The sequence below is a fragment of the Haloferax elongans ATCC BAA-1513 genome, assembly GCF_000336755.1.
Taxonomy (GTDB): Archaea; Halobacteriota; Halobacteria; order Halobacteriales; family Haloferacaceae; genus Haloferax; species Haloferax elongans.
In genome coordinates this window covers 312,332-324,545 of the sequence record NZ_AOLK01000011.1, presented here as the reverse complement: position 1 = coordinate 324,545, position 12,214 = coordinate 312,332, and the positions used below count along the sequence as shown (strand labels likewise).

General features: G+C 62.8%; 13 protein-coding genes and 1 tRNA gene. 1 reads left to right on the top strand and 13 read right to left on the bottom strand.

Features of this window, described 5'->3' with window-relative positions; translation table 11 throughout:
- Nucleotides 1–181: 181 nt before the first annotated feature.
- The 9 genes from C453_RS03945 to C453_RS03910 all read right to left on the bottom strand — a co-directional run bounded on the left by C453_RS03945 (nt 182) and on the right by C453_RS03910 (nt 7,509).
- Nucleotides 182–847 carry a hypothetical protein gene (locus tag C453_RS03945; protein WP_008322863.1) on the bottom strand — a complete coding sequence of 222 codons (666 nt, stop codon included), beginning with the start codon at nt 845–847 and terminating at the stop codon, nt 182–184.
- Entirely contained in the window at nt 844–1,029 is a 186-nt protein-coding gene (locus C453_RS03940; protein ID WP_008322862.1) for a hypothetical protein, read from the bottom strand. Before C453_RS03940 ends, C453_RS03945 begins: the two co-directional genes overlap by 4 nt.
- A complete protein-coding gene (locus C453_RS20145) occupies nt 1,026–1,166 on the bottom strand; it encodes a hypothetical protein (RefSeq protein ID WP_160163386.1) in 141 nt (46 codons plus the stop codon). Before C453_RS20145 ends, C453_RS03940 begins: the two co-directional genes overlap by 4 nt.
- A gap of 168 nt (nt 1,167–1,334) precedes the next feature.
- A tRNA-Ala gene (locus C453_RS03935) sits at nt 1,335–1,406 on the bottom strand.
- Between the two features lie 310 nt (nt 1,407–1,716).
- On the bottom strand, nt 1,717–2,025 hold the full coding sequence (gene rpsJ / locus C453_RS03930) for a 30S ribosomal protein S10 (RefSeq protein ID WP_004044563.1): 309 nt from the start codon (nt 2,023–2,025) through the stop codon (nt 1,717–1,719).
- Between the two features lie 2 nt (nt 2,026–2,027).
- Nucleotides 2,028–3,293 carry a translation elongation factor EF-1 subunit alpha gene (tuf, locus tag C453_RS03925; RefSeq protein ID WP_008322861.1) on the bottom strand — a complete coding sequence of 422 codons (1,266 nt, stop codon included), beginning with the start codon at nt 3,291–3,293 and terminating at the stop codon, nt 2,028–2,030.
- A 189-nt stretch (nt 3,294–3,482) separates the two neighbouring features.
- Entirely contained in the window at nt 3,483–4,436 is a 954-nt protein-coding gene (locus C453_RS03920; RefSeq protein WP_008322860.1) for a homoserine dehydrogenase, read from the bottom strand.
- Nucleotides 4,433–5,002, bottom strand: coding sequence for an allosteric regulator of homoserine dehydrogenase (locus tag C453_RS03915; protein WP_008322858.1), 570 nt, complete (start codon nt 5,000–5,002; stop codon nt 4,433–4,435). The genes C453_RS03920 and C453_RS03915 overlap by 4 nt, the downstream gene beginning before the upstream one ends.
- Nucleotides 5,003–5,325: 323 nt before the next feature.
- On the bottom strand, nt 5,326–7,509 hold the full coding sequence (locus C453_RS03910) for an elongation factor EF-2 (protein WP_008322855.1): 2,184 nt from the start codon (nt 7,507–7,509) through the stop codon (nt 5,326–5,328).
- A gap of 179 nt (nt 7,510–7,688) precedes the next feature.
- Between C453_RS03910 and C453_RS03905 the strand changes: the two genes are divergently transcribed.
- Nucleotides 7,689–8,444, top strand: coding sequence for a DUF5781 family protein (locus tag C453_RS03905; protein WP_008322851.1), 756 nt, complete (start codon nt 7,689–7,691; stop codon nt 8,442–8,444).
- Nucleotides 8,445–8,466: 22 nt separating this feature from the next.
- Here C453_RS03905 and C453_RS03900 read toward each other — a convergent pair whose 3' ends face one another.
- The 4 genes from C453_RS03900 to C453_RS03885 all read right to left on the bottom strand — a co-directional run bounded on the left by C453_RS03900 (nt 8,467) and on the right by C453_RS03885 (nt 12,171).
- The gene (locus C453_RS03900; RefSeq protein ID WP_008322844.1) at nt 8,467–9,876 is read right to left on the bottom strand and encodes a PQQ-dependent sugar dehydrogenase; all 1,410 of its coding nucleotides are present in this window, start codon (nt 9,874–9,876) and stop codon (nt 8,467–8,469) included.
- A 152-nt stretch (nt 9,877–10,028) separates the two neighbouring features.
- Entirely contained in the window at nt 10,029–10,643 is a 615-nt protein-coding gene (locus C453_RS03895) for a 30S ribosomal protein S7 (RefSeq protein ID WP_008322840.1), read from the bottom strand.
- 1 nt (nt 10,644) lies between these two features.
- Nucleotides 10,645–11,073: a 30S ribosomal protein S12 gene (locus C453_RS03890; RefSeq protein ID WP_007544522.1), complete on the bottom strand. Its 429-nt coding sequence runs from the start codon at nt 11,071–11,073 to the stop codon at nt 10,645–10,647.
- A 183-nt stretch (nt 11,074–11,256) separates the two neighbouring features.
- Nucleotides 11,257–12,171, bottom strand: a complete 915-nt coding sequence (locus C453_RS03885) for a mechanosensitive ion channel family protein (protein ID WP_008322838.1) — start codon at nt 12,169–12,171, stop codon at nt 11,257–11,259.
- Nucleotides 12,172–12,214: the final 43 nt, after the last annotated feature.

Below are 12,214 nucleotides of genomic sequence, written 5' to 3'. Positions count from 1 at the left end.
ACCAAGTGACTTGTTGGCGGCCTCGGAGCAACCAAGCCCCCAGAAAACCCGTCCCGACGACGCTCCGACGACGCTCCGACCGACGTACCGACAGCTAACGAATAGTTGCTTACGAGAGACTGTGCGACTGGAATCTTAGTTATTGAATCGGTGGTGGCCGGTCCGAGTCGAGATTCATCGGTTATCGACCCCCGTCAGTCTCGGCGTCGCCAACAAGTCGCTTGGCGAGGTCGGACCGGCCAACAGACCGTTCGACCGTCCGAACCAGCGACCCGTCGAGCAGTTCCGGGTTTACCGTCAGGCGCTTTTCCTCGCCCGAGTCGTCGATGTAGAAGGCGTCGAACGACGAGACGAGTTCGTTCCACGCGTCATCGACAGACTGCCAGTAGAGGTCGTGCTGCGGGCGAGCCATCGACTGCACTTCCGAGTTCGACACCGACCCGATGCGGTCGGCGCGCTTGCCTGCCGCGTTGCGTGCGCCTGCGTTCTTCCCTTCGGCAGTGCGGACGATAACCTCGTCTCGGGAGATGCGCATGGCGACTTCTTTCTTCGATGGGCCACCGTCCGGGCGGCGTCCGTCGTCGATTTGCTTGCTCATCGCCAGCGCGTCCTCGGCGAGTTCTTCGGCGCGCTTCCGCGCTTCGCGCTCGCGTTCTAACTCCTGTTCGAGGCGGTCCAGTCGGTCCACAATCCGATTCGCCGCGTCGATTGGGCCGAGGTCCGTGTTCATCCGCTCCTCGTCGTCAGGGATTGCGAGCGTGTTCAGGAGCTTTCTGAAGGCGACCACTTCGAGGTGGTCGAGAGACGGACCTGTGGGCTGACCTGCCGCGCGTTCGTCCGTACTCATGCCGAACCACCTACCTCGGTAGCTTTCGAGAACTCAAGTTCCGCATCGGAGACGATGGTCGTCTCGTGACCCGTCTCCTCGGTGTGGTCCGCGGCGACGAGGTCGGCGGCAATCCAGTCGTGCGCCCGGACGTGCCAGCCACAGCGGAGGCACGTCGCGTTCCGCTTCTCGGGGAGGCTCATTGGTCCACCTCCACCACGTAGGCGTCGTGGCCCGCGCTCTGAGCATGGAACTTGGCGAGGTTCTGTGCCGACTGCTTGGAGCCAACCGGCTCCGGCATCTCGGCGTCGCAGTCACGGCACTTCGGGAGGTACTTCATGCCGCAAATCCCTCCCCGAAATCGACAGCCGGGAGCGACCCGGACTGATTTCGTTCGGTAATTCGCGATTTCGCGGCCGTTTGTTTCGCACTCGTGAGTACGAACGTTACAGCAAGAGACCGCGAGACAGTCGTCTCTCGGTCCTTCGATTCTTCCGTAAAATTCGGATGGACTCGCGGGGATTTGAACCCCGGGCCTCTTCCTTGCGAAGGAAGCGATCTGCCACTGATCTACGAGCCCTCACTCCCACGGAGTCGTGGGATACACTTATACCCTCTGTTTCCCGGTCAGGCGTGCGATTGCATGCCGTTCCGTCGGGCGATTCAGTCGTACGGCTTCCGACGAGTACGGTCACTCACTTCGGGCGACGCGCCGACGCCACGCTCTCGTCTGTGGTGTCGGCGTGTCGAAGCGGAAGTGCGGTGACACGCGCCTTAGCGCTGTGAACCAGCTCGGAGGCAGAGTCCCCCGGACGCGCGCCTCGACAGCCGCGAATGTGACGGACGAGCCGTCACGTCACGGATGGTGTGTCCGAATGGACAGACCGTGTTCAGTCTTCGAGGACGATCTCGATGCTGACGTCATTCGGAACCTGGACGCGCATCAGTTGGCGCAGCGCACGTTCGTCAGCGTCGAGATCGATGAGACGCTTGTGAACGCGCATTTCCCAGTGTTCCCACGTCGCAGTCCCTTCGCCGTCAGGCGATTTGCGGGCGGGGACTTCGAGCGTCTTCGTCGGCAGCGGGATCGGCCCGCTGAGGTTGACGCCCGTCTTGTTCGCGATCTCGCGGACGTCGTCGCAGATGTCGTCGAGGTCTTCCGGACTCGTGCCGGCGAGCCGAACGCGTGCCTGTTGCATCGTTACCGCTCGTTGACCTCGAGCACCTTGCCGGCCGCGATGGTCTGACCCATGTCACGGACAGCGAAGCTGCCGAGTTCCGGAATCTCGGAGGACGGCTCGATGCTGAGCGGCTTCTGCGGACGGACGGTCACGATAGCAGCGTCGCCGGACTTGATGAAGTCCGGGTTCTCCTCAGCGACCTCACCCGACGCGGGGTCGAGCTTCTGGTCGATGGACTCGATGGTACACGCGACCTGCGCCGTGTGGGCGTGGAAGACCGGCGTGTAACCAGCTGTGATGACCGAGGGGTGCTGCATGACGACGACCTGAGCCTGGAAGGTCTCGGCGACCTTCGGCGGGTCGTCAGCCGGGCCACAGACGTCGCCGCGGCGGATGTCGTCCTTGCCGACGCCACGGACGTTGAATCCGACGTTGTCGCCGGGGCCCGCGCTGTCGACTTCCTCGTGGTGCATCTCGACGGTCTTGACCTCGCCGCCGACGTCAGATGGCTGGAAGCTCACGTTGTCGCCGGGGTTGAGGGTACCCGTCTCGATACGTCCGACAGGGACGGTACCGATGCCGGAGATGGTGTAGACGTCCTGGATGGGCAGGCGCAGCGGCGCGTCCGTCGGCGGCTGCGGTGCCGGCAGGGCGTTGAGTGCTTCGAGGAGGATGTCGCCGTCGTACCACGACGTGTTGTCGGAGCGCTCGGCGATGTTGTCGCCCTCGAAGGCCGAGATCGGCACGTAGGTCGCGTCGTCGGAGTTGAAGCGGACCTGCTTGAGGAGCTTGTTGACCTGCTCCTTGACCTCGTTGTAGGTGTCTTCGCTGTAGTCGACGACGTCCATCTTGTTGACCGCGATGATGAGTTCGCCGATACCGAGGGTGCGGGCGAGGAAGACGTGCTCGCGGGTCTGAGGTGCGACACCGTCGTCAGCGGCGACGACGAGGACCGCGTTGTCAGCCTGCGAGGCACCGGTGATCATGTTCTTGACGAAGTCGCGGTGGCCAGGACAGTCGACGATGGTGAAGTAGTATTCATCCGTGTCGAATTCCTGGTGGGCGATGTCGATGGTGACACCGCGCTCGCGCTCTTCTGCGAGGTTGTCCATGACGTAGGCGAATTCGAATCCGCCCTTGCCCTTCTCCTCGGCCTCTTCGCGGTGCTGCTCGATGACGTGTTCCGGAACGGAACCGGTCTCGAACAGGAGTCGGCCGACGAGCGTACTCTTACCGTGGTCGACGTGGCCAATGATGGCCAGGTTCTGGTGGGGTTTGTCGCTCATTGATATATTCACGCGCTAAGGCGCTCTGTGGGGAGTGTTTTCGCTGAAACCCCTAAAACGATTTCGATACGCTCTACGGGCCGTCTAACCGGCGTACTGCGATTTGCGGAACCATACCATGGAGGGAGACAGCCGAACCGCTCACCGGTCGAACGGCAATAAGATGGCCCGTACAGGCCAGAAACGCGGTTACTCCAGACGCGAAACGTCCGACAAAACGGCGGTTGCCGTCTCTGGACCGCCCGCGCCACGGCCGCTGATGTTCAACTGGCCGGCGTGGGTCGTCTCCAACTGAACGATGTTCTGCGTGCCAGTGACCGAAAGCGCGGAGCCTTGCGGCACCAAGCGCGGTGCCACGCGCACGCCAGACGAGGTTGCCTCGCCGATGAGTCGGACCGTCCGACCGTCTTCGGCGGCGAGGTCGAGCGCCGACCCCGGAACGTTTCGGATACCCTCGACGTCGGCATCGTCGAGTCGGTACTCAGCGTCACCGTCACTCAGGACGTTGGCGAGGATGACGAACTTCAGTGCGGCGTCGATACCGTCGACGTCGAACGAGGGGTCGGTCTCGGCGACACCGAGGTCCTGTGCTTCCGCGAGGACGTGCTCGTAGTCGAGTCCCTCGGCGGCCATCCGCGAGAGGATGAAGTTGGCCGTCCCGTTGAGGACGCCGCGCGCGGCAGTGACGTGGCTCGGGCCGAGGTCGGAGATGGTCGAGAGGACCGGAATCGCCCCGCCGACGGCGGCTTCGAACTGGACGGTTCCCGCACTCTCTGCTTCGAGCGCGCGAAGGTCGCCGTAGCGTTCTGCGACCGGCCCTTTGTTCGCCAAGACGACGTGTCGGTCGTCCGCGAGCGCGCGCTTGACGTGCGAGAAGCCCGGCTCCGCGTCGCCGAGCGTCGTCGGCGTAGCCTCGATTAGCACTTCGTAGTCGGTGTCGAACACGGCGTGAGGGTCGTCGTCGCCGACGACGCCATCGCGTTCTTTCCGTGCGTGTACGGATCCGGGGTCGAGACCCGCCGGGTCGGAGACAGACGACGACGAGTCCGCGAAGGCGACGACGTCGTGACCGTAATCGTCCGCGAGGTCGAGAACGGACCCGCCGACTGCGCCCGCACCGAGGATAGCGAGTTTGAGGCTCATGCTGACCCCTCCGTGAGCGGCTCGACGACATGTAAGTCCTTCTCGGCCGCGATGTCGCGAACGACCGCAAGCGCCTCGTCGGTCTTCCCGGATCGCGTCGCGAGTCGGAGGCGAGCACTGGACGGCTCCTGCGTCCCGGAGGGCGCAGACAGCGACACGTCCGTCACAGTCGCTTCCGCGCCGTCTTCGATGCTGTGGAGCGTATGAGAGAGGTCCGTGTCCACGAGGTCGCCGACGAGGATGAGCGACACCGTCTCACCGAAGTGCTCCGCACCGGCGCGGATGACGTTGATGCCGGCGTCACGGAGCGCATCGACGATGATATCGAACCGGTCCGGCGGACATTCGAGGTCGACTTCGACTGGGATGTGCCCTCGCGGCGTCAGATTGCCGCGTTCGTGGAAGATGGACAACAAGTTGCCGCCGTTTTCGGCGATGGGCTGGAGTGCCGAAAGGAGTTGCCCGGGCTCGTCGACGAGTTCGAGCCGAATCGTGTGCGGCTGTGGGAGTTCGCCGCTCCCGTCGGTTTCGGTGTCGCTCTCGGATTCGATGTCCTGTGTACTCATCGTCCCACCTCCATGGGCCGCCCCGACAGTGTTGTCGGCGACGCGAGGCTCAGCCGTGGTTTCGCGTCAACGCGCCAGGAGTCGGGGTACGTGCCCGTACGCATATGTGTTCGTGATTCGGCCACGAGGTATAAGCCTTCGTAGCCGTCACGGTTTGCCGATGTTACTACCGTGGTGGCATTTCACACGATTCTACACCGGTGAGACACGACTGTACTGGAACCACGTCGAACAGCGCTGGCGAGCGTGCCCGAAGGGGGCCGACGAGTGCAGCGCCGTCGCTGCTGGGTCAGTACGCAAAAAGAAAGCGCAGTCGTGCGCTTTTAGATGTAGTCGATAGCCTGCGAGAGCTCGAGCTTCATGCCCTTACGCTCGCGAATCTCCATAATCTTCTCGCGCTGGAGGTTGTCCGAGAGCACGCGGAAGCCAGCGTTCTCCGTGTTCCAGGAGGCGCGGCCTTCCGTCGCGGAGCGGACGTCAGACGAGAAGCCAATCATCTCTTCGACGGGTGCGATACCCTCGATGACCATGAGGTCACCTTCCTGGTACATGTCGTCGACGCGGCCACGGCGACCCTGAATCTCGCCGGAGGCCGAGCCCATGTAGTCCGAGGGAACGTCGATGCGGACGTTCTGGATGGGTTCGAGGAGCTTCACCTGACCCGCGATGAGCGAGCGGTGAACCGCGTCACGCGTCGCAGGGATGACCTGTGCGGGACCGCGGTGGATGGTGTCCTCGTGGAGCTTCGCGTCGTGGAGACGGAGGAGCGTACCCTGAACGGGTTCCGCGGCGAGCGGACCGTCGTCGAGCGCCTCTTCGAGACCCTCGATGACGAGTTCCATCGTCTCGTTGAGGTGCTGGATACCCTTCGTGTCGTCGATGAGGATGTTCGTCCCGTGGATGTGTTCGACGTTCTGGGACGTGTCCTTGTCCATGCCGGCTTCCTGCAGTGCCTCACGGCGCTCCAGTTCGGGCATGTCCATCGAGATTTCGCCGAGCTTGATGGAGTCGACGATGTCCTGCGAGAGGGGTTCCGCCGTGATGTAGAACTTGTTGTGGCGGTTCGGGGAGACACCCTCGACCTCGTGAGAGGAGCCCTGGACCTGCTCGCGGTAGACGACAATCGGCTCACCGGTGCGGACCGGGATGCCCTGGTTGTCGCGGATACGCTGCGTGATGACTTCGAGGTGGAGTTCACCCTGACCGGAGATCAGGTGCTCGCCAGTGTCCTCGTTAATCTCGATGCGGATGGTCGGGTCTTCCTTTGCGACCTGCTGGAGCGTCTCGATGAGCTTCGGCAGGTCGTCCATGCGCTCTGCCTCCACGGACTTCGTGATGACAGGCTCGGAGATGTGTTCGATGGACTCGAACGGCGTCATCTCGACCGAGGAGACGGTGGAACCAGCGATTGCGTCACGGAGACCCGTGACGGCCGCGATGTTCCCTGCAGGGACGCCGCGGTCGAGTTCCTCGCGCTCGCCACCCATGAAGACACCGACGGACTGGACGCGGTTCTTGCCCGCGGTACCGGAGACGTAGAGCTCCTGACCCTTGCGGATGGTACCGGAGAAGAGGCGGCCCGTCGCGATTTCGCCCGCGTGGGGGTCCATCGAGATGTCCGTCGCCATGAAGACGACTTCGCCTTCGTCGTCGACTTCGCGCATCTGGCGCGCGAGCTCGGATTCGGAGTCACCACGCCAGACCGTCGGGATACGACGGGGCTGGGCGTCGAGCGGGTTGGGGAAGTGCTCCGCAACCATGTCGAGCACGACGTCCGAAAGCGGCGTACGCTCGTGGAGTTCCTGACGGTCGCCACCACGTTCGAGGTCGATGATGTCGCCGAAGGAGATGCCCGTCTCTTCCATCGACGGCATCGAGACACCCCACTTGTAGAGGGCGGACCCGAAGGCGACGGTACCGTCTTCGACGGAGACCGTCCAATCGTAGTCCTTCTCTTTGGTCATGCCCCGGATGAGTTCGTTGACGTCGGAGATGACGTCGACGAGACGCTGCTGCATCTCCTCGGGACCTTCCTGCAGCTCGTTGATGAGGCGGTCGACCTTGTTGATGAACAGGGCCGGCTTGACACCCTCGCGGAGTGCCTGGCGCAGCACCGTCTCGGTCTGCGGCATGGCACCCTCGACGGCGTCGACAACGACAAGCGCACCGTCGACGGCGCGCATCGCACGCGTCACGTCGCCACCGAAGTCGACGTGGCCCGGCGTGTCGATGAGGTTGATAAGGTGGTTCTCACCCTCCCATTCGTGCGTCATCGAGACGTTTGCGGCGTCAATCGTGATACCGCGTTCCTGTTCGTCCTCTTTCGTGTCCATCGCGAGCTGCTGGCCGGCAGTCTCGTCAGAGATCATGCCTGCGCCCGCGAGGAGGTTGTCCGAAAGGGTCGTCTTCCCGTGGTCGACGTGAGCTGCGATGGCAATGTTCCGGATCTGCTCCGGCTTGTCCATCAGTTTCTCACATTCTTGGACGATTTTCTTTCGTCGGCCCATTATACAGAGGTCTACCGGAAGGAGGGTCAAAAGAGTAGTGTTTTGTCCGAGCGGATTCGGCGTTGTCAGGTATCCTACTGCCGGGGTATGAGCATTTTTGTCACGATAGTCACGCGGTCCGACGGATTGGTGGGTCAGCGCAAGAGTCTTGTCCAGTGGTACCATTACACACAGTACGAATGGACCTCCGTGTACTCGGAGGCGCACCGGCAGACCCGTTCTTGAGCGCCGCCGACCTGTTCGAAACCGAATTCCACCTCGACTACCCAGTCTTCGTGCGCGTGCACGACGACCCAGATTCCCGGACGTGGGCCGCCCACTATACAGACCGACACGACCTCAACATCTCGCGGAAAGCTGCGACGAGTGCAATGGCCCGAGAGTTCGCCCTCCACGAACTCTCCCACATGGCCCTCAACGAGGCGGGCCACGCCTCGCACTACCAATCGACTCGGGAAGCGGTGTTTCTCGCGCTCGCAGGGCGCGCAGTCGAACGTCGAAAGCTCGCCCACTGCTACCAGATTGCGAACCACTGCAAGGACATCTACGCGGACGACTTGACGCTCAGCGTCGCGCCCGCCGAAAAGCTCGTGCAGTTCCTCGAATCGCAGTTAGCAACTGCGGTCGCCGACCGCCCGAGGGCCACAGAGCGCCCCGGCACACAACTCGTCAGCGGCGGGTCGGACCCGGATATTACTGCGGTGAACGCCGCGTTCGCGCTCGCACTCGTCGAACGCCACGACCTCATCTCGTCTGACCATCGGCTGTACGACCTCGCGCACGCGGCAGCAGACGACGCACCGGACATCTCGCTTCCGACGTTCAAAGAGCACTTCCGAACGCTCGCAACCGACCCCTCGGAAAGTGAGTACCGCCGGACGCTCGTCGACGTTGTGAAAAACTACGTCGTCGGGTCGAACATGGCGGCCGACTGAGACGCCGCCGCTTCAGACCCTGTCACTCAGACGCCGGAACGACCCGCAGGATTCGGTCGTCGTTCGGGCGCGGATAGTCTACCTCGTCGCTCCGTGTGCGACCGTCGCGGTTCGACGTCGAAATTAAGAGCGACCCGTCAGGAGCCTGCGTGACGTCGCGGATGCGCCCGACTTCGTTTTCGAGTCGCGCGTGCGCAACGGCGTCGTACTCGGCGTCCATCCACGGCGCGTCGAACACCGTGCCCGAATCCGCACCGGGAAGGTCGTCGCCCGACGGAACGAGCGTAACGACGTTGAGGCGTTGTGACCGCAATCCGCCGACGACGAGACGATTCTGAAAGCCATCGAACGACCCGGTGTAGAACGCACATCCCGGCGGTGCCCACGTCTTCGAACCGGTGTTGACGACCGGGCGCGCGAACGACGAGTCGGTGTACCCCTTTGCGTTGCGGTTCGTCGGCTCCATCGTTCCCCACCCGTAGTTGCCACCGGCGATGAGGCGGTTTATCTCGTCTTTTCCGCCGGGGCCGTGTTCGGTAACGAGCGGCGTTCCGTCGGGGAGCCACGTGAGCCCCTGTGGGTTGCGGTGGCCGATAGTGTAGAGCCGAGGGTCAGAGTCTGAACCGAAGTCAGAGTTCCCGGACGGTGCGGTTCCGTCCGGTTCGAGGCGAAGGACCGCCCCCGCGAGGTTCGTGGGGTCCGCGGCGTTCGCGACCTCGGCGGCATCGCCAGTCGTCATCCAGAGGTAGTTCGCTGGGCCGAACGCGATGCGACTTCCGTTGTGGACGTTCGCACCAGGAATACCGTCGATGAGCACTGTTTCCGTCTTCGCGGGGTCGTCTGCAGTGACGTCGAAACACACCAGCCGGTTTCGGGGACCACCCTCAGCATCGTAGGTGTAGACAGCGTAGACGACAGGTACTGTGGGATACCGTGGGTGGACTGCCAGCCCCATCAACCCACCCTCACCGCCCGCAGCCCACCAGCCACCTTCTTCTCCGTGGGCGACTGCGCTGGCGTCGACCACGTCTTTAGCTTCGAACGACGCCTCCAGCGCACCAGCGTTGTACCGGAGAATGCGACCCGGACGCTCGGAGACGAATAGGTCGCCGTTGGGCGCGAAGGTGACTTCCCACGGAATCGCGATATTTTCGACGACTGGCTCGACGTTGAGTTTCGTCGGCGGAGGTGAGGATGGCGGTTCCCATGCGGTCTCGCTCGCCGCCGATTCGTGGTCGACAGACAGGTCGTACCGTTCTGTGACTGGCGGCACGGGAGTCGCAGTTGCGGTCGTCGTCGCTGTCGTCTGCTCGGTCGTCGGTGTTGGTGTGTCGGTAGTCGACCCGGTGGAAGAATCACCACGAAGACAGCCGGCGAGAGACCCGATACCGAGAGTGGCGAGCAACGAGCGACGTGAGAACAGTCGAGACATACAGATAGATATTACGTAGAAATCATAAGTTTCGTGGCGGTGCCAAGGTGGGGACAGTCACTGGAGTGAGAGTGAAGTGAGAGCGAGAGTGGGTACGAGCGTTCGATAGCACAGCCGCTCGCCGAGAAGAAAACGAAGAGAGAACTGAGAGATTACCGGGCCGCTTCTGCGACGCGCTCTTTCTCTTCTTTCTGCGAGATGGCGTACGCCTGCACGTCGTAGTCGGCGGCACCGATGAGCTGCTGTGCGAGCGCTTCGGCGGCGCTGGTCTTAGACTTGTACGAGCCGCTGAGGGTACCCTGTGCGATGAACTTCAGGGCCTGGTCGACACGGCGCTGGGGTGCGACGTCGACGGCCTGCGGGACCGAGATGCCACCGTACTTGAGGCGGACGGTCTCCTCGCGGGGACCGGCGTTCTCGACGGCGGTGACGAGAATCTGAACCGGGTTCTCGTCGGTCTCCTCGGCGACGATGTCGAACGCATCGCGGACGATTTTCATCGTCTTCTGCTTGTGACCCGTGTTGTCTTCCGTCTGCATCAGACGGTTGACGAGGCGCTCGACGATGCTGATTTCGGACTTCTTGAACTGCTTCGAGGCGTGACGGCCCATCGTGTGGGCAATCGGCGTCGCCTTGATGTAGCGGCTCATGCCCGGGGCGCTGTACTCGATCTCGGAGACATCCCACTCGCCGAACAGAAGCGCGTTCTGCTTTGCTTCGTCGCTGCTGGCGGGGGACTCGGGTTCGGGGGCGTCGCTTTCAGACATATTATCGCACCGGCTTTTCTGCGTTTCCGCGGACGAGTTCGATCATCGAGACACCGTTGACCTTCTCGACCTTGTAGTTGACACCGGAAAGGTCACCCATCGCACGACCCTTCGCACCACCGATACCGGCGATGGTAACTTCGTCGTGCTCGTCGATGAACGAGATTGCGCCGTCACCAGGACAGAAGGCAGTGACCTGCTTTCCGTTCTTGATGAGCTGCACACGGACACACTTTCGGATTGCCGAGTTCGGCTGCTTTGCTTCGATGCCGACCTTCTCGAGGACGATACCGCGGCCCTGCGGGGCACCTTCGAGGGGGTCAGACTTCTTGCCGAGTCCACGCTCGCGTCGTGCGTAGCCCGAGTCGGACCAGCGGCGTTTCTGCCGGTCCTTCTTGAGCTTCCGCGCGGCGTATTTGCCGTTTGCCATAGTGGACGTGATTTCCAGATGGAGCTACTTAAGCCTCCCTTTTCGAATCCGGCGAGACGGATTCAGCTCCGGTTAGCGACCCCTAAGGACGAATCTGAGGGCGTTTCACGGAATCAAAAGACGGGCGCACGCTGGCGAAGAGGGACTGAAGTGACCGGAGAAGTTGTCGTTGGGGCTGTCGTGTCACCCCTCGACGAGGTCGACGTCGAGGTGACCGCTCACCTCACGGCCGGACGCCGGGCCGAGCGTCAGCCCCTCCGAATCGAATCGAAGTTTGACTCGTCGTCGGAACTTCGAGCGCACGTCCACGAGGTCGACGTCCATCGGCGATTCCACCCAGAACTCTGCACGGAGGCCGACGCTGCTCCCCGCGAACTCGATGATTCGAGAGTTGGGCGCGGGCGTCTCGACGATTCGGTCGTCTTCGCGGGCGATTTCGACGAGTTCGCGCAGTGCCAGTTCCGCGTCGTCGCTGTAGGCGATATCGACGCGTTCCGTAATCCGGTACCGTTCTCGCCCGTACGGCCTGAGAAGCGAGTTCGTCGTGAGTTCGGTGTTGGGAACGGTGACCGTCTCGTTATTGATGGTTCGTACGCGCGTGACCCGGAAATCCACGGCCTCGATGACACCCTCACCGCCAGGCCACGAAATCCAATCACCGACGTTGAAGTCGGGGTCGGCGACGAGAAAGAGGCCACTGATGAGCGCCCCGATGACCTCCTGACCGGCGACACCGACAACCAGAGTCAACGCGGCGATGATGAGCGCGCCATCGGTCAGTGTTTCGCCGTATCCGGCACCGACGACTCCCGCCAACGCTGCGAGGAGTACGACGAAGACGTGCGCGTACGTCTGTGTCGCCGTCTCCAGCGTCGGGTTGTTCTGATTCCGCGAACTGACGACGCTCGCGACTGCCGGGACGAAAAGGAGACGTCCGACGGCGTAGACGACGACCGTTCCGACGACGAACCCGAGGGCTGCGCCCGCAACGCCCTCGTACCCGCGGAAAAGGCCGAAGTCAATCTGTGCCGGAACAGAGCCAACGCTCGGTACAGAGAAAGAACCAGTGCTCGTGGCGCTCGTTGCACTCGCAGCCATGCCTACTCAGGCGAGCGCGGACAGCAAAAACGTGTGGCCGCAG